Annotated in this window: 19 protein-coding genes and 1 pseudogene; 13 read left to right on the top strand and 7 right to left on the bottom strand. The window is 53.0% G+C overall.

Translation table 11 applies throughout. From position 1 onward, the window contains the following. Positions 1–93, top strand: a pseudogene (locus tag Q4A85_RS10960) (IS1595 family transposase); the annotation flags it as partial. A gap of 74 nt (positions 94–167) precedes the next feature. Here Q4A85_RS10960 and cdd read toward each other — a convergent pair. Beyond that, on the bottom strand, positions 168–980 hold the full coding sequence (cdd, locus tag Q4A85_RS10955) for a cytidine deaminase (RefSeq protein WP_303110292.1): 813 nt from the start codon (positions 978–980) through the stop codon (positions 168–170). A gap of 83 nt (positions 981–1,063) precedes the next feature. Here cdd and Q4A85_RS10950 point away from each other — a divergent pair, with 83 nt between their 5' ends. The 10 genes from Q4A85_RS10950 (at position 1,064) to Q4A85_RS10905 (ending at position 11,383) form a co-directional block, all read left to right on the top strand. Beyond that, positions 1,064–2,338: a NupC/NupG family nucleoside CNT transporter gene (locus Q4A85_RS10950; protein ID WP_303110291.1), complete on the top strand. Its 1,275-nt coding sequence runs from the start codon at positions 1,064–1,066 to the stop codon at positions 2,336–2,338. A 240-nt stretch (positions 2,339–2,578) separates the two neighbouring features. Further along, complete coding sequence (gene deoC, locus Q4A85_RS10945; RefSeq protein WP_303110290.1) at positions 2,579–3,298, top strand: deoxyribose-phosphate aldolase; 720 nt, start codon at positions 2,579–2,581, stop codon at positions 3,296–3,298. Beyond that, positions 3,292–4,599: a thymidine phosphorylase gene (deoA, locus tag Q4A85_RS10940; RefSeq protein WP_303110288.1), complete on the top strand. Its 1,308-nt coding sequence runs from the start codon at positions 3,292–3,294 to the stop codon at positions 4,597–4,599. Before deoC ends, deoA begins: the two co-directional genes overlap by 7 nt. A gap of 107 nt (positions 4,600–4,706) precedes the next feature. Next, entirely contained in the window at positions 4,707–4,910 is a 204-nt protein-coding gene (locus Q4A85_RS10935) for a hypothetical protein (RefSeq protein WP_303110286.1), read from the top strand. Continuing rightward, positions 4,871–6,616 (top strand): histidine kinase, encoded by a 1,746-nt coding sequence (locus tag Q4A85_RS10930; RefSeq protein ID WP_303110284.1) that lies wholly within the window; start codon positions 4,871–4,873, stop codon positions 6,614–6,616. The genes Q4A85_RS10935 and Q4A85_RS10930 overlap by 40 nt, the downstream gene beginning before the upstream one ends. Next, the gene (locus Q4A85_RS10925; protein ID WP_303110282.1) at positions 6,613–7,275 is read left to right on the top strand and encodes a response regulator transcription factor; all 663 of its coding nucleotides are present in this window, start codon (positions 6,613–6,615) and stop codon (positions 7,273–7,275) included. The genes Q4A85_RS10930 and Q4A85_RS10925 overlap by 4 nt, the downstream gene beginning before the upstream one ends. Before the next feature lie 162 nt (positions 7,276–7,437). Further along, on the top strand, positions 7,438–7,641 hold the full coding sequence (locus Q4A85_RS10920; protein WP_303110280.1) for a hypothetical protein: 204 nt from the start codon (positions 7,438–7,440) through the stop codon (positions 7,639–7,641). Between the two features lie 70 nt (positions 7,642–7,711). Continuing rightward, entirely contained in the window at positions 7,712–9,166 is a 1,455-nt protein-coding gene (locus Q4A85_RS10915) for an MBOAT family protein (protein ID WP_303110278.1), read from the top strand. A 9-nt stretch (positions 9,167–9,175) separates the two neighbouring features. Further along, positions 9,176–10,213: a DUF459 domain-containing protein gene (locus Q4A85_RS10910; protein WP_303110276.1), complete on the top strand. Its 1,038-nt coding sequence runs from the start codon at positions 9,176–9,178 to the stop codon at positions 10,211–10,213. Positions 10,214–10,225: 12 nt separating this feature from the next. Further along, positions 10,226–11,383 (top strand): SGNH/GDSL hydrolase family protein, encoded by a 1,158-nt coding sequence (locus tag Q4A85_RS10905; RefSeq protein WP_303110273.1) that lies wholly within the window; start codon positions 10,226–10,228, stop codon positions 11,381–11,383. 236 nt (positions 11,384–11,619) lie between these two features. On the opposite strand, the gene Q4A85_RS10900 is transcribed toward Q4A85_RS10905, so the two are convergent. Beyond that, the gene (locus Q4A85_RS10900) at positions 11,620–12,342 is read right to left on the bottom strand and encodes an endonuclease/exonuclease/phosphatase family protein (RefSeq protein WP_303110271.1); all 723 of its coding nucleotides are present in this window, start codon (positions 12,340–12,342) and stop codon (positions 11,620–11,622) included. Positions 12,343–12,344: 2 nt separating this feature from the next. Then, entirely contained in the window at positions 12,345–12,467 is a 123-nt protein-coding gene (locus tag Q4A85_RS10895) for a hypothetical protein (RefSeq protein WP_281364991.1), read from the bottom strand. Positions 12,468–12,605: 138 nt separating this feature from the next. Here Q4A85_RS10895 and efp point away from each other — a divergent pair, with 138 nt between their 5' ends. Then, the gene (gene efp / locus Q4A85_RS10890) at positions 12,606–13,166 is read left to right on the top strand and encodes an elongation factor P (protein ID WP_003793834.1); all 561 of its coding nucleotides are present in this window, start codon (positions 12,606–12,608) and stop codon (positions 13,164–13,166) included. Positions 13,167–13,475: 309 nt separating this feature from the next. Here the strand turns inward: efp and Q4A85_RS10885 are convergent, their stop codons facing one another. From Q4A85_RS10885 to Q4A85_RS10870, 4 genes are all read right to left on the bottom strand, one after another. After that, a complete protein-coding gene (locus Q4A85_RS10885; RefSeq protein WP_303110266.1) occupies positions 13,476–13,631 on the bottom strand; it encodes a hypothetical protein in 156 nt (51 codons plus the stop codon). A 51-nt stretch (positions 13,632–13,682) separates the two neighbouring features. After that, a complete protein-coding gene (locus tag Q4A85_RS10880; protein WP_303110265.1) occupies positions 13,683–14,936 on the bottom strand; it encodes an NADH-quinone oxidoreductase subunit F in 1,254 nt (417 codons plus the stop codon). A gap of 208 nt (positions 14,937–15,144) precedes the next feature. Continuing rightward, on the bottom strand, positions 15,145–16,767 hold the full coding sequence (locus Q4A85_RS10875; RefSeq protein WP_303110263.1) for an FAD-binding protein: 1,623 nt from the start codon (positions 16,765–16,767) through the stop codon (positions 15,145–15,147). A gap of 16 nt (positions 16,768–16,783) precedes the next feature. Then, positions 16,784–17,410: a 2Fe-2S iron-sulfur cluster-binding protein gene (locus Q4A85_RS10870; RefSeq protein WP_303110261.1), complete on the bottom strand. Its 627-nt coding sequence runs from the start codon at positions 17,408–17,410 to the stop codon at positions 16,784–16,786. Positions 17,411–17,915: 505 nt separating this feature from the next. On the opposite strand from Q4A85_RS10870, the gene Q4A85_RS10865 reads away from it, so the two are divergent. Then, positions 17,916–19,439: a fumarate hydratase gene (locus Q4A85_RS10865; RefSeq protein WP_303110259.1), complete on the top strand. Its 1,524-nt coding sequence runs from the start codon at positions 17,916–17,918 to the stop codon at positions 19,437–19,439. The last annotated feature ends 314 nt before the right edge of the window (positions 19,440–19,753 follow it).

Raw genomic sequence — 19,753 nt, 5'->3', positions numbered from 1 at the left:
TATTTGAAGGAGTGCGAATGGCGTTTTAACAACAGTGAAATCAAAGTTCAAATTTTCATTTTAAAACAATTGGTAAGAAGTAATTTATCCTAGTTATCTAGGACAGCCCCCAAATTTTTGTAAAGAGAATGACTGAAAGAGAAAGCAGCCTATTAAGCCTATTAAACTTAATCCAACCAAACAATCTCCAACTCGCACTTGCCAACTTCATCCCATAACGCGCGGGTCATGGCTTCGTGTCCGCCGTGGCGCGTGCAGCAAAGCACGGCGCGGGTTACTTCGCTGGTGTCGTGTCCGCTCATGCGCAGCAGGTTAATGGCAACTTGCAAGGGCGGCAGCGTGGGGTTGTAGGCGGCGTTTTCGGCGTAGCGTCCTGTGTAAATTGCGTCGCCTGCCACAAGGGCGATGCCTGCGTAGGCGTGGGAATAGGGCGCGTGGCAGCTTTGCGCGGCGGCAAAGGCGGCTTGTTCTGCGGCATCTAGGTTTTCAGGCTGCCTAATGGCGTGTTGCACGGGGGTGAGCAGGCGGTCGGGGATGTTTAAATCTTTGGGCGAAAAGCTGTCGGGCAGATAGCTGGTAAGCGCGTTGTCGCGGCTGTGCGGCAGGTGGATTTTCAGGCTGCCTGCATCGGGCAGCTCGTTGAGAAACTGGCGGCAATGTCCGCATGGCGTGTAGTTCACCACAATATCGGTGATGCGCGTTGCGCCGCGTTGCCATGCGTGCGACACCGCGCTTTGCTCGGCGTGGACGGTTTGCCCCATGCTGGCGGTGGCGCATTCTTGGTTTGCGCCGAAATAGAAATTGCCTTCGTCATCAATGGCAATCGCCCCCACATGAAACTGCGACACGGGCACAACGGCTAACTTTGCCGCTTCGGGCAGCAACGATAGGGCAAGCGCAATTTTATCGCCGTTAAAGGCGGTTGCGCGGGCTTGAACTTCATGTTTAGGGATAAAACTCAACATTTTTTTGCGCTCCATTAAGTAAAATTGTAAAAAATTTGGTTAAGAGTGTTGTATTATAACCGCCTGTGTACAACCACATTTTGTTTAAGGGAAGAAAAATGGAAATTTTACATAGCTTGCTGGGCATGGCGGTGCTGATTGCCATCGCCATTGCGTTGTCCAAGCATCGCAGCAAAATCAATAAGCGCACGGTGGGCGTGGCGTTTGCTATTCAGTTTGCGCTGGGCGCGTTTGTGTTGTATGTGCCTTGGGGGCGCGCCGCGTTGGAATGGTTTTCCAACGGCGTGCAAAGCGTGTTGAACTTCGGGCAAAAGGGCACAGAATTTGTGTTCGGCGGCTTGGTGGGCGACAAAATGTTTGAAGTGTTTGGCGGTGGCGGCTTTATTTTCGCGTTCCGCGTGTTACCGATGATTATTTTCTTTTCATCGCTGATTTCTGTGCTGTATTACTTGGGCGTGATGGGCTTTGTGGTGAAAGTGTTGGGCGGCGCGTTGCAAAAAGCCCTTGGCACTTCGCGCACCGAAAGTTTGTCCGCAGCGGCAAACGTGTTCGTGGGGCAAACCGAAGCCCCGCTGGTGGTGAAACCTTTTATCGCGCGGATGACGCAATCGGAATTGTTTGCCGTGATGACAGGCGGCTTGGCTTCTATTGCAGGCTCGGTATTGGGCGGCTATGCGTCTATGGGCGTGCCGCTCACTTATCTGATTGCCGCTTCGTTTATGGCTGCCCCTGGGGGCTTGCTGTTTGCCAAATTGATGCACCCCGAAACCGAAACGCCCGAAGTGATTACCGATGACAAATTGAGCTTTGTGGGCGAAGGCGAAACGCCGCCCAGCAACGCGATTGACGCGGCCGCAGCGGGCGCATCCACAGGTTTGCAAGTTGCGCTAAACGTGGGCGCGATGTTGATTGCGTTTGTGGCGATTATTGCACTGCTAAACGGCATCGTGGGCGGCGTGGGCGAGCTATTTGGCGTACACGGTTTGTCGTTGCAAAAAATCTTGGGCTGGCTGTTCTCGCCCTTGGCTTGGCTGATTGGCGCATCGTGGGCAGACGCGCAAACCGCAGGCTCGTTTATCGGGCAAAAATTGGTGATTAACGAATTTGTGGCGTATTCCGAGTTCACAAATTACATCAAAGACGCGGCTAATCCTGTGCTCAACGCCAAAACCCAAGCGATTATTTCATTTGCGCTGTGTGGCTTTGCCAATTTGAGCTCCATTGCGATTTTGGTGGGCGGTTTGTCTATCATGGCACCGAAACGCCGTGGCGATATTGCCAAGCTGGGCGTGCGCGCGCTGATTGCGGGCACGTTGTCCAACCTGATGAGTGCCACCATCGCAGGCTTGTTTATTGGGTTGAATTTGTCGTAACACGTTTTCAGGCTGCCTTGGGATAATGCAATGGCAGCCTGAAACATAAGAAATGCCGTCATTCCCGCGCAGGCGGGAATCTTGGTGAAGCTTGGGTGATGATTGCTTTTGCATGAATTTCTGAATATCAAACAAGATTCCCGCCTATGCGGGAATGGCGGTAGCTGGGTAATTAGGCAGCCTGAAAACCCAAACCATAGGCAGCCTGAAACCCCACCCTAAATCAAAAAAGGAAAAACCATGAACATCAGCAAAGCCCAAATTCTTTCGCTATTAGATTTAACATCGCTCAACGAAGACGATACCCCCGCCGTGATTGACGCGCTGTGCAGCAACGCCACGCAAAGCATCGGCAAAGTGGCGGCGGTGTGCGTGTATCCGCCGTTTGTGGCGCAAAGTCGCGCAAGATTGCCCGCCAGCAGCGGCATCAATGTGGCGACTGTGGTGAACTTTCCATCGGGCAATGAGCCGCTGGCGGATGTGCTGGCGCAAACGCAGCAAGCCTTGGCAGATGGCGCAAACGAAATAGACCTTGTGTTTCCCTATCAAGCCTTGCAGCAAGGCAACGCCGATGCGGGCGCAGCAATGTGCAGCCAAATCGCCACGCTGGTGCATCAGCATTCAGGCAGCCTGAAAGTGATTTTGGAAACAGGCGCGCTCTCGCCCGAACACATCGCCCAAGCCGCGCAAATTGCCATTGCCGCAGGCGCAGATTTTTTGAAAACGTCCACAGGCAAAATCGCCCACGGCGCAAGCCTAGAAGCCAGCGCGATTTTGTTAGACCAAATTGCCCAAGCCAAGCAACCTGTGGGGCTGAAAATTTCGGGCGGCGTGCGCGACATCGCCACCGCGCAAGCCTATATTGCCCAAGCCGCCGCCCAAATGGGCGCAGACTGGGTGCAGCCTGAAAACTTCCGCATCGGCGCATCATCATTATTGAAGGAGCTTATCTCATGCTAATCCAAGAAATCATCCGCAAAAAACGCGATAAACAAGTGTTATCCAAAGAAGAAATCCAGTTCTACATCCAAGGCGTAACCGATGGCAGCATCAGCGAAGGGCAAATTGCCGCGATGTGCATGGCGATTTATTTCAACGATTTAAACCTAGACGAGCGCACCGCCTTAACCCTTGCCATGCGCGACAGCGGCGACAGCTTAAACTGGGATAAATACAACCTAAACGCCCCCACGCTGGATAAGCATTCCACAGGCGGCGTGGGCGATGTGGTGTCGTTGATGCTTGCGCCAATGCTGGCTGCTTGCGGCGGCTTTGTGCCGATGATTGCAGGGCGCGGCTTGGGGCATACGGGCGGCACATTAGACAAGCTGGAAAGTATCAAAGGCTTTGATATTTTCCCCAGCCCGCAAAAAATGCAGGAAATGGTGAAACAAATCGGCTGCGTGATTGTGGGGCAAACAGGCAATCTTGCCCCCGCCGACCGCAAAATCTACGCCACGCGCGATGTAACCGCCACGGTGGAAAATCTCTCGCTGATTACCGCGTCTATTTTGTCTAAAAAGCTCGCCGAAGGCTTAACCAGCCTGGTGATGGACGTGAAAGTGGGCAATGGCGCGTTTATGCCCACTTATGAACTCTCGCGCGAGTTGGCGCAAAGCATCGCCCAAGTCGCCACCAACGCAGGCTGCCAAACCACCGCCTTGCTCACCGATATGAACGAAGTGTTGGCATCCAGCGCGGGCAACGCCGTGGAAGTGCGCGAAGCCGTGCGCTATCTGCGCGGGGAGGGCAGCCGCAACCCACGTTTGCACGAAATCACGCTGGCTTTGGGCGCAGAAGCCTTGGTAAACGGCAAACTCGCCGCCAGCCGCGAAGAAGCGCGCGCCAAACTGCAAGCGGTGTTGGACAACGGCAAGGCTTATGAATTGTTTGAAAAAATGGTGGTGGCACAAGGCGGCAGCACCGCGTTTGAGCAACTGCCGCAAGCGGCGGTGGTGAAACCCGTGTTGGCGCAAGCGGCGGGCTACATCCAAAGCATGAACACGCGCGATATTGGCGTTGCCGTCATCAACCTTGGCGGCGGGCGGCGCGTGGCGAGCGACACGATTGACCACAGCGTAGGCTTTGACGAAATCCTGCCGATTGGCGCGCGCGTGGAAGCCGATACGCCCATCGCCATGATTCACGCCCAAAGCGAAGCCGCATGGCAAGCCGCCGCGCAAGCCTATCGCAACGCGGTGGGTATCGGCGATAAGCAGCCTGAAAGCCGCGCGATGGTTTACGAAACCTTGGTAGGCTAATCGGGCGCGATAAAGATTTTCAGGCTGCCTATGGGTTACTGCATAGGCAGCCTGAAAAGCCATATTGGCATGGCGCAAACGGCTATTGCGCTGTAACCAATGGAGCATTGGCGGCTCGCCGACAGCTTGCCAAACAGTTAAGCCCTGTTGAATACATTATTCAGCAACAAACCATCGCCGCGCCATTCTGGTTTTCAGGCTGCCTATGCCTACCCAACAAAAACACAATACAAGGCAGCCTGAAACCCATCCCCATCCCCCCAAAAAAACCATGCCCCGCTTTATCCCCCAAAGCCTTATCGCCCGCCTAACCCTGCTGATAACCACATGGCTCATCTGCGCCTTGATTGCCATCAGCATCACCATGCTGCTTTCGTGGCGGCTGGAAGGCGGCGCGGCAGCCATCAACGACACAGGCGGCTTGCGCTATCAAACCTACCGCCTGCGCCTGTCGCTCAACGACCCCGCCAAAGTGCGCAGCCTTATCCAAACTTTTGACCAAACCCTTGCCCGATTGCATTACAGCGACCCCACGCGCCCCCTGTTTTTGCCGCAAGACCGCACTATCGTGCAACACCTAAGCCTGCTGCATGGCTATTGGGAAAACCAAATCAAACCGCAATACCAATCCCACACCCCCGATTTCGCCCTGCTGGATAACCACCTAATCCCCAACTTCGTTGCCAGCATTGACAACCTAACCCGCAACATAGAACACAATAACGCCCAATATGTGCAATGGCTGCGCGTGTTCCAAATGGGGCTGATGGTGCTGATTTTTGTCGCATCTGCCATCAGTGTTATCCTGCTGAAAACATGGATAATCCGCCCGCTCAAAAACCTAGAAACAGGCGTAACCGCCATTCAAAACAGCCAATTTGGCGAACGCATCCCCGAAGGCGATTCCACCGAGTTTGCCATTGTAAACAACGGCTTCAACCGCATGAGCAGCCACCTAGCCCAGCTTTATAGCAAGCTAGAACAACAAGTTACCGCGCAAACCCAAGACCTTGTACACAAAAACCATACCCTAAACACCCTATACACCCTTGCCCAAGAGCTCAACCAAACCCAAACCAGCCAACAAGCCGCGCACGCCTTTTTGGCGCATATACTCACATTCACCCAAGCCGAAATCGCCGATGTCTCCATCCACAACGAACTGATTGCTCGCCAAGCCCAAAGGCAGCCTGAAAACCCATCGCCCGCGCCCATCAGCCATTATTATTCGCAAACCTTTCCCATCCGCGCCAGCGACACCCTGCTGGGCACGCTCACCCTGTATTACAGCCAAAGGCAGCCTGAAAACCTAAATACCGAGCTGTTGCAAACGCTCACCCACCAACTCGCCCTTGCCATCAGCAACAAACAGCTTGCCGAAGAAAGTCGCCAATACGCCGTTTTGCAAGAGCGCAACACCATCGCCCAAGGGCTGCACGACAGCATTGCCCAATCGCTCAGCTACCTCAACCTGCAAGCGCAAATGCTAGAAAACGCATGGGCAAATCAAGACACCCAAGCCGCGCAAGAAAACCTACAATCCATCCAAGCAGGCATCCAAGAATGCTACGACGACGTGCGCGAACTGCTCACCAACTTCCGCACCAAAATCACCCAAAAAAACATCAACCAAGCCATAGAAACCCTAGCTCAACGCCTAGCCGAGCAAACCCACATCCAAGTGCACACCGAATGGCATGGCAACGGCGCACCGCTCACCCCCAGCCAGCAGTTGCAATTCATCTTCATCCTGCAAGAGAGCCTATCCAACATCCGCAAACACGCCCAAGCGCAAAACGTAACCATCCGCATTGATAACCACCAAGACTACACGCTCACCATCATCGATGACGGCATCGGCTTCAACACCCAAGCCGAGCGCACCACCGACCATATCGGGCTCAACATCATGCAAGAGCGCGCCCAGCGCATCAACGCCACATTAAACATACAATCACAACAAAACCACACCCAAATCCAATTAACCCTGCCCAAAAGAGAGAGAATCCAACCATGAACATCAACATCGTGTTAATCGACGACCACACCCTATTTCGCAGCGGCATCAAAGCCCTATTAAGCCGCCAAAGCGAATTCAACATCATCGGCGAAGCATCAGACGGATTCAGCGGTGTGAAGCTGGTGGAGCAAAGCCAGCCCGATGTCGTGCTGCTGGATTTAAATATGCCGCAAATGAACGGACGCGACACATTGGCGCAAATCCTATCCAGCCGCCCCGAGCAAAAAGTCATCATGCTCACCGTGTCCGAAGACAGCGAAGATTTAACCGAATGCATCCGCCTAGGCGCGAGCGGCTTTTTGCTGAAAAACATCAATGCCAACTATCTGATTGAATCCATTAAAAAAGTGGTAAACGGCGAAAACGCCTACTCCCCCGAAATGACCGCGCGGTTGGTGCAATCGCTGATTCGCCCCGCCCAAGCCGAAAGCGCATTAAGCCAGCTCACACCGCGCGAAATGGAAACGCTGGGGCATCTGGCGGCGGGATACAGCAACAAAACCATCGCCAAAAACCTAAACCTTGCCGAATCCACCATCAAAGTGCACGTGCAAAACATCCTGCGCAAACTCAAACTAGACAGCCGCGTTCAGGCTGCCGTGTTCGCCATCCAACACAAAGTGCCGCTGCCCGATTGCGCCAAAGAGCAGGAATAGGGCAGGGCGGCAGAGCAGAACCGCAGTAGCACAGCTTGCCGCAGCATCAGCATAAAGGCAGCCTGAAAACGCAAAATCGCTTTTCAGGCTGCCTTTGAGCGAGCGGGATAAACAAGGCAGCCTGAAAATCAACCAACGCGGGCATGGCGTTGCTTGGACGGATTGAACCGTTCCGCAAAGATTTCAGGCTGCCCAATGGGGCATCGGCGGCTCGCCGACATCGCGCCAACCGAGCAGCAACGCCCATTTCAACAACCCGCCCATCGCCATGCTATTTTGATTTTCAGGCTGCCTTTAAGCAGATGTCATACAAGGCAGCCTGAAACCGTTACCCACCCCCATCAATCCCTCGCCATCCCCCAATAATTTCCGCTATAATTCTCTCTTTTATAAAAAAATTTCTGTCTCAAAAAACTGCCCCACACAAAGCTCCATCATGCCCCTGCTTTCCATTGAATTTGCCGCATTCTTGCTGCTGTTTCTTCCACTCTATTGGGCATTCGCCCGCAGCCCCAAATGGCAAAACATCCTACTGCTCGCCGCCAGCGCAGGCTGGTTATGCCGCGCCAATCCCCATTTTCTTGCCGCCGTGGTCGGCTTATCCCTTTGGGTGTATTTCATCTCCTGCCAACTGGTGCGCCCGCAGCAAAAGCACGGCAAACATTGGCTCGCGGCAGGCGTTTCAGGCTGCCTATTGTTTCTCGCCGTCTTCAAATACTACGATTTCTTCCGCCCCTATCTGCAAAACTACCTTGGGCAAAGCCAAATTTTAGACATCCTGATGCCCATTGGCGCATCGTATTACACCTTCCAATCCATCGCCTATTTGGTGGAAACCCACCGCGCCTCGCTGGTTAAGCCGTTCACATGGGCAAACCTGCTGCTGCACCTGAGCTTTTTCCCCACCATCACATCAGGCCCGATTATCCGCGCCGTGCCCTATCAAAACAAAGTGGTCGGCATCGCCCAAGGCGCGCAAGCGCAAATCCAAACCACCGCCCCGCGCAGCATCCTGCGCCCCGCGCTGGCGGTGTGCCTGATTGTGGCGGGCATCGCGCAAAAATGGTGGTTTGCGGGCAGCTTGGACGAAGGCTGGGTGTCGCCTGTGTTTGAAAACCCTGCGCAGTTTGACGGATTCAGCATCCTTGCCGCCATCTATGGCTACACCTTTCAGCTTTTTTTTGATTTCGCGGGATACAGCGATTTGGTGATTGGCATCGCCATGCTGCTTGGTTTCAGGCTGCCTGAAAACTTCGCCGCGCCGCTGCGTGCGTTTAATCTGGTGGATTTTTGGAATCGCTGGCACATCAGCCTATCCGCATGGATACGCGATTATGTTTACATCCCGCTGGGCGGCAATCGCCAAAATTTCACCCGCACCCAAATCAACCTGCTGCTCGCCATGATGTTTTCAGGAATCTGGCACGGATATGGCTGGAATTTCCTAATCTGGGGCACGTTGCACGGCATCGCCCTTGTGTGGCTCAACATCGGCAAAAAGCTGTTTCGCAACAAAAAACTCAGCGACATCAAAATCGGCAAAATCCCCATCGGCAAAGCGCTCGCCATTTTGATTACGTTTCACTTTGTGTGCTTCACGTTTGTGGTTTTCAACGCCCGCGATTTAGACAGCGTGCGCCTGATGTTCCAAGCCCTGCTGTATAACGGCAAAGGCTGGGCAATTTCCGATTGGTACAACATCGGCTTAATCGCCGCATTTGCCCTGATGCTTGCCGCCTACCCGCTGCTTGGCAAGCTGTTCCAATACGCCGTATCCGCCTTAGAAAAACTCCCGCTTTGGCTTTGGTTTATCCCCATCACCCTAGCTCTGGTGCTCATCATCACCTTCGCCCCATCAGGGCTGCCCAACTTTATTTACGCCAATTTCTAAGGCAGTAGCATGAAAACCCAGCTCTCACTCATTTTCTCGTTCACGCTAGCCGCCGCCTGCATAACGTGGTTTAGCCAAGATTCCATCAACGCCTATTGGCAACAAACCTACCACCAAACCAGCCCGCTGGAAGCCCTTGCCCCCCACGCCCCATGGACAACAGGCGCAAAATGGCAACACGCCGCCAGCGAGCAATTAGGCAGCTTGAAAAACTGGATTGCCGCCCAAAACGAGCAACTGCCCGTCAACATTGCCGCCGCGCAAGAAGCCGCCCGCCTAGAAGCCGAAGCCCGCGCCGCCGCGCAACGCGAAGCCGCCCGATTAGCCGCCCAACGCCAAGCCGAGCAAGCCCGCCAAGCCGCTGCCCAAGCCGAGCAAAGGCAGCCTGAAAAGCCCATCGCACCAGAAAAAGCTGTTTTACGACAAGGAGATGTGGTATTCTTTACGGGCGATTCGCTGATGCAAGGCGTTGCCCCCTTTGTGCAACAGCATCTCAAACAGCAATACGGCATCGCATCCATCAACCTAAGCAAGCAAAGCACAGGCTTGTCGTATCCCAACTTTTTTGACTGGCCGCTCACCATAGAGCAAACCTTTCAAGAAAACCCCAATATACGGCTGATGGTGATGTTTCTCGGCGCAAACGACCCGTGGGATTTCCCCAACCCCAAAGGCGGCGCGTATTTGAAATTTCAAACGCCCGAATGGGAAGCCGAATATTTAAACCGCGTCAATCGCATTTTGGATGCCGCCAAGCAACACAACGCCCAAGTCATTTGGCTCGGCATACCCTATATGAAAAAGAAAAAGCTAGACGAGCAAATGCGCTATTTAGACAAACTGTTTGCCGCGCATCTAAAAGACAAAGTATTTTGGATACCAACCGCAGGGCTATTGAGCAACGGCGGCGCAGAATACAGCGACTCGGTAGAAGTGGGCGGCAAAATCGTCCGCTATCGCAGCAAAGACGGCATCCACTTTTCCGTTGAAGGACAAAAACTACTCGCGCAAGCCATCATGCAAAAAATTGAGTTTGCGCAACCATAAGGATTGAACAACATGGACATAGCAAAAGTTATTCTCGTATTTGGCGGATTAAGCCTAAACACCGCCATCCCATCCGCCGCCCAAGCCGACAACACCCCCGCCGTAAACAGTGCAGGCTTGCTGCAAAACTACGGCAACAGCAAACCGCAATGGGTGAAAAAACTGCGCGGCATCGCAGGCGCAAAAGACAACCGCAAATTCCGCATTGTGCAAATTGGCGATTCCCACACCGCAGGTGATTACTTCACCGGCCAACTGCGCCAACGCCTGCAAAGCCGCTGGGGCAACGGCGGCATCGGCTGGATTTATCCCAGCGCAGTTAAAGGGCAGCGCCAAGCCCTGCCGCGCTACAACAGCAACGGCTGGACAACCTTCACCAGCCGCGCCACGCAAGCCGACTTCCCGCTCGGCGGCGTGATTGCCCAATCCACCACAGGCGGCGACCTAACCATCAACTCCACCGCGCAAGGCAGCGAAGGCACGCAAGACGTTGCCGTATTCATCAAACCTGCCGCCACCAACCAAACACTCAGCATCAACGGGCAACACATCCCAATTGAAAACGCAGGCTGGCAAGTGCTCTACACCCAAGCCACGCTGCCACTATCCATCAGCAACGATGCCATGCCGTGGACAGTCGGCTTGGTGAACATTGAAAACCAACGCGCAGGCGTTACCCTATCCGCGATGGGCATCAACGGTGCGCAAATGAGCCAATGGTCAAAATGGCGGCAAAACTGGCTGGGCGATTTAGCCCAAACCCAAGCCGACTTGGTGATTCTTGCCTATGGCACCAACGAAGCCTTTAACGAAAAACTGGATATGCAGCAAACCGAGCAAACATGGCGCACCTACATCCAGCAAATCAAACAAACGCTACCCAACGCAGGCATTTTGCTGATTGGCGCACCCGAATCGCTGAAAACCAAAGCAGGCGATTGCGGCACACGCCCCGCCTATCTGGATGCCGTGCAATCCATGCAAATGCGCGTTGCCCAAGAAGAGCAAACGCTGTATTGGTCTTGGCAGGACGCAATGGGCGGCGCGTGCAGCATGAAAGCATGGTCAGAACAAGGGCTGGCCGCCAAAGACGGCGTGCATTTTTCTAAACTGGGCTATCAACAAGCCGCCGATGTGCTGGCGAATGATTTGATTGCGCTGGTGAAATAAGCGGTTTCGTTTACAGCTTTCAGGCTGCCTGTGTGGGAGAACATAGGCAGCCTGAAACGCATAGCGAAATCAAGAAATCTTTGGCGTAGGGTGTGTGGCTTTGCCACGCACGCAGTTGGCAAGTTACCAGCCTACGTGCTGATTGAATTAGATATTTTTGATTTGTGCCACCACAAAAGGCAGCCTGAAAACCTTAATCCCGTTTTCAGGCTGCCTTTCCATCATCCCATCCAAGCCTACCCATCCACCTCCAACACCACAGGCAAATGGTCAGAAGCCGCAAATTGGCTTACATGGCACGCCCCTTTCAGGCTGCCTTTCACAAAAATATGGTCAAGCGATTGCTTGGGCTTCCAGCTTGGATAAGTGGGCGAATGAGAAGTCAGCCGCGCATAATCATGGTCAGTCAGCAAGCAAAGCTGCTCCGCATCGGGCGGACAATTAAAATCCCCCATCAAACACACATTCTCAAACGCCGCCAATTTCTGCCGCACAAAGCGAATCTGGCGAAACTGGTCCACCGTCCCCAAGCTCAAATGCACATTCGCCACCACCAACCGCCCGCGCGGCGTTTCCACTTCCGCCGCCAGCATCCCGCGCCCCTTAATCTTGCTGGGCAACGGTTCGTTTACCACTTCGCGCATCGGCGTTTTGCTCAAAATCAAATTGCCATGCCGCGACAGCTTGCCCACCACGCGATTGACCTGCCACACCGAATGCGAAAACGGCGTTTGCGCCAACAACTGCTGCGCTTGGCTGTGAAAACCATTGCGCAGCCCGCCAAAATCAATCTCCTGCAAACACACCACATCAAAATCGCTGATAAACCGCGCAATATCCGCCAACACCTGCCGCTTCGCTGGGCTGGGCAACACCTGCCGATGCAGCCGCAGCGCATAGCTCAAATAGCTGGTGGACGCAATCGCCGCCTGAATGTTGTAACTCAAAATCCGCATCATGCTCACCAGCTAAACGAACGCCCCACCATCCCCGCCGCACCATGCTCATTACCATAGCCCCGCGCATAAGTGCCCGCGCAGCCCGACAGCGCAGCCAACAACAAAACCAATCCAAACAATCTCATCACAGCCATTCCAAACAAAATGCACAAGCCCCAATTTTAACACCGCAGCAGCCTGAAAACAGGCAATCCCCTTTATTAAACAGCAAAAACAAGCTAAAATCGCGCCCTTTGTTTACTACCCGATTAGGAAAAAATCCAATGAAAACAGCACAAGAACTCCGCGCAGGCAACGTATTTATGATTGGCAACGACCCTATGGTTGTGCAAAAAACCGAATACATCAAAGGCGGACGCTCATCCGCCAAAGTATCCATGAAGCTGAAAAACCTGCTCACAGGCGCAAACAGCGAAACCATCGTGAAAGCAGACGACAAATTTGACGTGGTGGTATTAAGCCGCAAAAACTGCAAATACAGCTACTTCGCCGACCCCATGTATGTGTTTATGGACGACGAATTTAACCAATACGAAATTGAAGCCGACAACATCGGCGACGCGCTCAAATTCATCGTGGACGGCATGGAAGACGACTGCGAAGTAACGTTCTACGAAGGCAACCCCATCTCTGTGGAACTGCCCACCATCATCGTGCGCGAAGTGGAATACACCGAGCCCGCTGTAAAAGGCGACACATCAGGCAAAGTGATGAAAACTGCACGCCTGGTTGGCGGCACAGAAATCCAAGTGATGTCTTACATTGAAAACGGCGACAAAGTGGAAATTGACACCCGTACAGGCGAATTCCGCAAACGCGCGTAATACCGCATTGCCAACAATATAAAAATATAAAAGGCAGCCTGAAAACGAGTAAATCTTGTTTTCAGGCTGCCTTTTCGTTGGCACGCTAATTTGTGGTGTTCTAAAAAGCATACTGGCTTGATGATGGTTGATAGCAGTACAGCATACTTTTTAGGACACCACCAATTAACGTTGCTGTTGTGTTTTCAACCTTGCGCATTGCGCTTCGGTATAACCATTTAGCTCTGCATAAGTTCGCATAGCTAAATCAAAGATTTAGATGCTTACTTATAACCCAAATCAAAGATTTGGACAAATGGATAAGGCTGCCTAATGCGTTTCAGGCAGCCTGAAATTGAGTGTGATGGATTGTGGATAAGGCAGCCTGAAAAGCGGTGTGTAGGGTATGTGAACTTTGTTCACGCACCGTTTGGCAATGTTCAGTTTAACGGTGCGTGGCAGAGCCACACCCCCTACTTGCGCCATTGTTATCACGCCTATCCACAAAGGGTTTTTCAGGCTGCCTTTGCCCGCTGTTTACTTGTTCTCAGGTAAGCCGTATTCAATCGGGAACGTGCGCATGGAGCTGGCGACCACGGTTGCCGCGCCTGTAATCAAGCCGCAGCGTCCCGCCCCCGGCATAATGTTCACCAGATTTTGCAGGGCGTGCAGGTCGTCTTCGGTGCTGGTGCCGTTGTCCACGCGCTCAACCAAGCGGGCGAGTTGGTAAGTGCCGCCTTTGCAGGGCGGGCATTGTCCGCAAGAATTGTTGGCGAAAAATTGGATGTAGTCGGCGGTTTTGCGCACGATGCTGGTGCCCTCGGAAACCACAATCATCGCGCCTGTGCCCAAGCCTGAATTGCGCTCTTTGGCGGAAACGAAGTCCAGCGGCACATCTAAATCTTTGGCGGTGAGAATGTTGTTGGATGGCCCGCCCATAAACACGGCTTTAAACGTGCGCCCTTCCAGCATCCCGTCACCGTAGTTTTCAATCAATTCGCGCAGGGTGATGCCCATCGGCAGTTCAAACAAGCCTTCGTTTAACACATCGCCCGATAGCGAATACAGCTTCGTGCCTACGCCGTTGGCGCGTCCCAAGCTGCGATACCATTCCGCGCCTTTGCGCAAAATATGCGAAACGTGCGCCAAAGTTTCGGTGTTGTTGAGCAAGGTCGGCTCGCCTGCTACGCCTTTTTGGAATGGGAACGGTGGTTTGTATTGCGGGAATGGGAAGCCGCCGTTGAGCCATGAAATCACGGCGGTTTCTTCGCCGCCGATGTAGCGTCCTGATGATTCGGTTACTTTGATGGAGAGCGGTTTGCCTAGATGCGCTTCAATGCGTTGAAACAGCGCGTGTTTTTGCCATTGGGCAATGGCTTCGCGCGTGGCGGCGAGCGATTCGGTTAGATGCGGGTTGATGTAGAGAATGATGTTGTTGGCACGGGTGTAAACAGCGGCAATCAACGCACCCTCAATCACTTGATGCGGCGCGTGTTCCAGCAAGAAGCGGTCTTTGAATGTGCCCGGTTCGTCTTCGTTGGCGTTGCAGACCACATAGCGGTCGCCTGTTTCGCTGGGCGATTCGGCCATTGCTGTCCATTTGCGATGGGTGGGGAAGCCTGCGCCACCCATGCCGCATAAGCCTGCGTCTTCCAGCACTTTGGCGATGTTGTCGGGCGCGGTTAAGGCGTTGTTCAAGCCCTCACCGCCGCCCACGGCGAGCCATGCGTTTAAGTCGGAGCCAACAAGGCGGCTGGGGTGGAGTAATACTTGGTTCAGTTCGTTTTTCATGATTTTGATTCCGTAGAGTGGATTGGGCTAAGGTAGCCTGCGTAGCAAAGCGGAGTTGCGAAGCTAATAAAGAGTAGCAGGATAAATGTTCGCCCGATGGTTTTCAGGCTGCCTTTGGAATGGATGATGGAGTGTTTTGCTTTTTCAGGCTGCCTTAATGGCATAGGCTAAGGCAGCCTGAAAACATGTTTACTGCATCGCTGCACCATCAATCAATCGCGCACACCAATCCTGCGTGTTCTTTCCAATCAAATGTGCCGTAATCGGGATACAACACGGGGGCTTTCACATCGCTTTTCACGCCCGCTTTTTGCAAGGCGCGTTGGAAGTTGTGCACGTGTTCCAAGCCGCCGCGCACATTGCTGCGGCGTGGGGCTTGGGCGGCGGCGCGTCCTGCGCGGCGACCAAAGCTGATGATGTCCAGCAGCGCGTTGCCCATCAAGCGATTGCGCCCGTGGATGCCGCCCGACACTTCGCCTGCGGCATACAAGCCTTTCACCGTGGTTGCGCCATCGCCGTTGATTTCAATGCCACCGTTTTGGTAGTGCAAGGTGGGGTGGATGATGAGCGGCTCGCTTTCGGGATGCACATCGCATTTGTGGGCAACGTGTCCCAGCGTTACCAAGCGTTTCATAATATCGGGCTGCTCGGCAATGATGCGGGGCGTGTCCAAAAATACGCCCACTTGCCCATCGCGCACCACGCCGCGCCCTTCTTGCACTTCGCGCAAAATCGCCGCCGCCACCACATCGCGCGGTTGCAATTCATCCACAAACCGCTCGCCCAAGCCGTTTACCAGTTTGGTGCCTGCCGAGCGCGTGGCTTCGGAAATCAACGCACCTGCCATGTGCGGCGGATGGGCAACGCCTGTGGGGTGGTATTGGAAGCTGTCCATATCGCGCAGTTTCGCGCCGATGCGATACGCCAGCACCAAGCCATCGGCGGTTGCGCCGTAGTGGTTGGAAGTGGCAAAGCCTTGCAAATGCAAGCGTCCTGAACCGCCTGTCGCCAAGATTACAGCATTGGCGTAAACCGTTACCAGTTGGCGTTTTTCCAAGTCATACAACACCGCGCCCACGCAGTTGCCCTCGTTGTCGGACAGCAATTCCACAGCGGGATGGCGGTTTAGCTGGGTGATGCGCGGTTCAATTTCCACCGCTTCGCGCAGCACTTTCATCATCTCCAAGCCCGTGAAGTCGCGGTGGCACAAGATGCGCTGCGCGGTTGTGCCGCCTGCTTTTTTGCGCACCAGCTTGCCGTTTCTATCGCCGCCTTGGGTGTCAAAATCCATGCCCAAGCCAATTAACCAGCGAATCGCCGATGGCGCATCGCTCACCATTTGGGCAACCAATTCTTTTTTGCCCGCCATGTGCCCGCCTTTGATGGTGTCGTCATAATGACGTTGCAAGCTGTCGTCTTCGCCCACGGCAGCCTGAATGCCGCCTTCTGCCATCACGGTGTTGCTGTCGCCGATGCGCAGCTTGTTCGCCATAATCACGCTTACGCCCTCGGCTGCGGCGGTTAAAGCAGCGGCTGCGCCCGCACCCCCGCCGCCGATGACCAATACATCGGTGCGCATACTTTCCGCGCCTGCCAAGTCGTAGTCTTCAATCAACGGATGGGCGGTGAGCAAACGGGCCAAATCGGGATGACAAGAATCGCCCGCGTTCACGCCCACGCTCAATGTGGTGTGCGCGCTGGGGGCGTAGTCGGGGTGAAACGTTTTGAGCAAAACGTCTTTTTCGGGCAGCGTGCCATTCAGTTGCGGCTCGGCTCGGCGCAGGTTGGCTAACGCGGTTTCGTAATCAATGCCTTTTACGGTGTGAGTCATTTTCAGGCTGCCTTTCTTAATCAATTTCTACTCTAATCTTGCCGCTATCAATTTCTTGCAAACGGCGCATCAAATCAACAGGGCGCAGCGTGCGCGCGGTTTTCATGCGGCGGGCAAACAAGCCCAAATGGTTGGGGCGGATATGCTCGGGGCAAGCCAGCGTGCATAGGTTGCACATCACGCACTCGTCAAACGTGTTGGACGCGGTGGAAAAATCGCCCGACACCACTTGCGCCACGCCGTTTTGCACTTCCAAGCCTTTGGGGCAGGCCGCATCGCAGCCACCGCAATGGCGACAGTTTTTGGCTTCGGGGAAAGTTTCATCCACTTCGTCCAGCCAGTTCCAGCCATCGCCCACTTTGTTCATGTCGTAATAATGAATCCGCGCGGGCAAGAAGTAATCAATAAAGCTCACCTGCATCCCCTGCTCAATTTTGGTTTCGCAGCCCAATTTGGTTTCCGCCTTGCGCTCGCCTTCTTTGCGCACCAAGCAGCGGCAAGAGCCGCACACGCCCTGCCCCATGCAGCCCACGTTTGCCGTAATCGCTTTGCCCGCATGGGCAAGTGCTTGAATAATGGATGAATTGGCGGGGGCTTGGATTTCTTTGCCGTCAATCACCAAGGTGTAGAGTTCTTCGCTCATGGTTGGATTCCTGTGTTTAAAAAGTTGGTTTTAAATTGAATACATGAAATTCTACCAGCAAAGTTGTAATCATCCATCGTAATAAAAATACAAACATTTTCCGAGCAATTTACTCATGTTTTATTGTGTTTAGTTACGCAAATTTTTGTTTACACTATTGATTAAACAATTATTTTATAGAGACTTATTCGCAACAATCGCGCAAAAATACCCTAGATTTCTTACTTTATATTAAGAATGGTAAACATTCCCAACTATCCGCTTGACTTATCTGAATATTTTTAAACGATAAATTTTTTTTAGGCTGCTATTTGTTTAATTTTGTTAGATTTTTAAGAAATGATACATTCTTGATAATGGTCAAGTTTCCCCTTTTTGCCCATGACAAGCCTGCTGAAAAACTGTACTTTGGCAACATAAACAATTAAATTATCCAGCCGTTCATGTAGTTCACTACATTTTCAGGCTGCCACCGTTTTTTTCATCGTCTTAAAGGACACCAACCATGACTACAATCAAACAAGAAGACTTTATCCAAAGCATTGCTGATGCGTTTCAATTCATCAGCTATTACCACCCCAAAGACTTCATCGACGCGCTGGATGAAGCCTTGCAAAAAGAGCAAAACCCCGCCGCCAAAGATGCGATGACGCAAATTTTGGTCAACAGCCGTATGTGCGCCGAAGGCAAACGCCCGATTTGCCAAGACACAGGCATCGCCACCGTGTTTTTAAAAATTGGCATGAATGTGCAATGGGATGCCAGCATGAGCGTGCAAGAGATGGTGAACGAAGGCGTGCGCCGCGCTTATACGCATCCTGATAACGTGCTGCGTGCATCGGTACTCGCCGACCCTGCGGGCAAGCGCATCAACACCAAAGACAACACGCCTGCGGTGGTGCACACCGAAATCGTGGCGGGCGATAAGGTGGAAGTGATTTGCGCGGCAAAAGGCGGCGGTTCGGAAAATAAATCCAAACTCGCCATGCTGAACCCATCCGACAGCATTGTGGATTGGGTGCTGAAAACTGTGCCAACCATGGGCGCGGGTTGGTGCCCCCCTGGGATTTTGGGCATTGGCATCGGCGGCACGCCTGAAAAAGCGATGCTGATGGCAAAAGAAAGCCTGATGGGGCATATTGATATTCACAAATTGCAAGACAAAGCCAAATCGGGCGCGGAATTGAGCGCGGTGGAGCAGCTTCGTTTGGAAATTTATGAAAAAGTGAACGCGCTGGGCATTGGTGCGCAAGGCTTGGGCGGCTTAACCACCGTGTTGGACGTAAAAATCTTGGATTACCCCACCCACGCGGCGGGCAAACCTGTTGCCATGATTCCCAACTGCGCGGCAACCCGCCATGTGGAATTTGAATTAGACGGCAGCGGCCCTGCCCATTTGCAAACCCCGAGCTTAGAAGATTGGCCCGACATCACATACAGCCCCGACAATGGCAAGCGCGTAAACGTGGACACGCTTACCAAAGAAGAAGTCGCCACTTGGAAAACAGGCGATGTGTTGCTGCTGAACGGCAAAATCTTAACAGGCCGCGATGCCGCGCATAAACGCTTGATTGATATGATGAACAAGGGCGAAAAACTGCCTGTGGATTTCAACAACCGCATTATTTACTACGTGGGCCCTGTTGACCCTGTGCGCGATGAAGTCGTTGGTCCTGCTGGCCCAACCACGTCCACCCGCATGGATAAATTTACCCGCCAAATGCTGGAACAAACGGGCTTGCTCGGCATGATTGGCAAATCGGAACGCGGCGCGGACACTTGCCAAGCGATTGCCGACAACCAAGCGGTTTACTTGATGGCAACAGGCGGCGCGGCGTATTTGGTGGCGAAAGCGATTCAATCGTCCAAAGTGTTGGCGTTCCCTGAATTGGGCATGGAAGCGATTTACGAGTTTGAAGTGAAAGATATGCCTGTTACCGTTGCCGTGGACAGCAAGGGGCAGTCGGTACACGCAATTGCGCCGAAACAATGGCAAGCGAAGATTGGGATTATTCCTGTGGAAGCGTAAGCTGCGCAGAATGCGATTTCAGGCTGCCTGTGGTTGGTTTAAGGGCAGCTTGAAAATGATGAAACACGATTGGGTGGTTGAACTGCCCAATCGTGTTTTTTTGTTGGCGGGATGGATAAGGGACAATCTGTCTTAAAAACAACATAAATTCACAAACCATTTTATCTAAAAAAGACAATACTACATTGTTTCAATATTTTTCATCCTAAGTTTCTTAAATCAATTATTTGTTACAATTCACACCCTAAACCAAGCAAAAAGGAAAATATATGTTCAAAAAACTCATCCTAGCCCTAACCAGCTTATTTATTTCA

The organism is Kingella sp. (in: b-proteobacteria) (genome assembly GCF_030527935.1).
Lineage (GTDB): Bacteria > Pseudomonadota > Gammaproteobacteria > Burkholderiales > Neisseriaceae > Kingella_B.
The sequence above is the reverse complement of the archived record's forward strand: the minus strand, read 5'-3'. Positions and strand labels throughout refer to the sequence as shown.

Coding starts and splice junctions, on each gene's coding strand:
- Q4A85_RS10900 (WP_303110271.1), bottom strand. CDS start 12,342: ATGATGCGGATTTTGAGTTACAACATTCAGGCGGCGATTGCGTCCACC.
- Q4A85_RS10895 (WP_281364991.1), bottom strand. CDS start 12,467: ATGAGATTGTTTGGATTGGTTTTGTTGTTGGCTGCGCTGTCGGGCTGC.
- deoA (WP_303110288.1), top strand. CDS start 3,292: ATGCTAATCCAAGAAATCATCCGCAAAAAACGCGATAAACAAGTGTTA.
- Q4A85_RS10950 (WP_303110291.1), top strand. CDS start 1,064: ATGGAAATTTTACATAGCTTGCTGGGCATGGCGGTGCTGATTGCCATC.
- deoC (WP_303110290.1), top strand. CDS start 2,579: ATGAACATCAGCAAAGCCCAAATTCTTTCGCTATTAGATTTAACATCG.
- Q4A85_RS10910 (WP_303110276.1), top strand. CDS start 9,176: ATGAAAACCCAGCTCTCACTCATTTTCTCGTTCACGCTAGCCGCCGCC.
- Q4A85_RS10905 (WP_303110273.1), top strand. CDS start 10,226: ATGGACATAGCAAAAGTTATTCTCGTATTTGGCGGATTAAGCCTAAAC.
- efp (WP_003793834.1), top strand. CDS start 12,606: ATGAAAACAGCACAAGAACTCCGCGCAGGCAACGTATTTATGATTGGC.
- Q4A85_RS10925 (WP_303110282.1), top strand. CDS start 6,613: ATGAACATCAACATCGTGTTAATCGACGACCACACCCTATTTCGCAGC.
- Q4A85_RS10865 (WP_303110259.1), top strand. CDS start 17,916: ATGACTACAATCAAACAAGAAGACTTTATCCAAAGCATTGCTGATGCG.
- Q4A85_RS10875 (WP_303110263.1), bottom strand. CDS start 16,767: ATGACTCACACCGTAAAAGGCATTGATTACGAAACCGCGTTAGCCAAC.
- cdd (WP_303110292.1), bottom strand. CDS start 980: ATGGAGCGCAAAAAAATGTTGAGTTTTATCCCTAAACATGAAGTTCAA.
- Q4A85_RS10885 (WP_303110266.1), bottom strand. CDS start 13,631: ATGGCGCAAGTAGGGGGTGTGGCTCTGCCACGCACCGTTAAACTGAAC.
- Q4A85_RS10930 (WP_303110284.1), top strand. CDS start 4,871: ATGCCCCGCTTTATCCCCCAAAGCCTTATCGCCCGCCTAACCCTGCTG.
- Q4A85_RS10915 (WP_303110278.1), top strand. CDS start 7,712: ATGCCCCTGCTTTCCATTGAATTTGCCGCATTCTTGCTGCTGTTTCTT.
- Q4A85_RS10870 (WP_303110261.1), bottom strand. CDS start 17,410: ATGAGCGAAGAACTCTACACCTTGGTGATTGACGGCAAAGAAATCCAA.
- Q4A85_RS10880 (WP_303110265.1), bottom strand. CDS start 14,936: ATGAAAAACGAACTGAACCAAGTATTACTCCACCCCAGCCGCCTTGTT.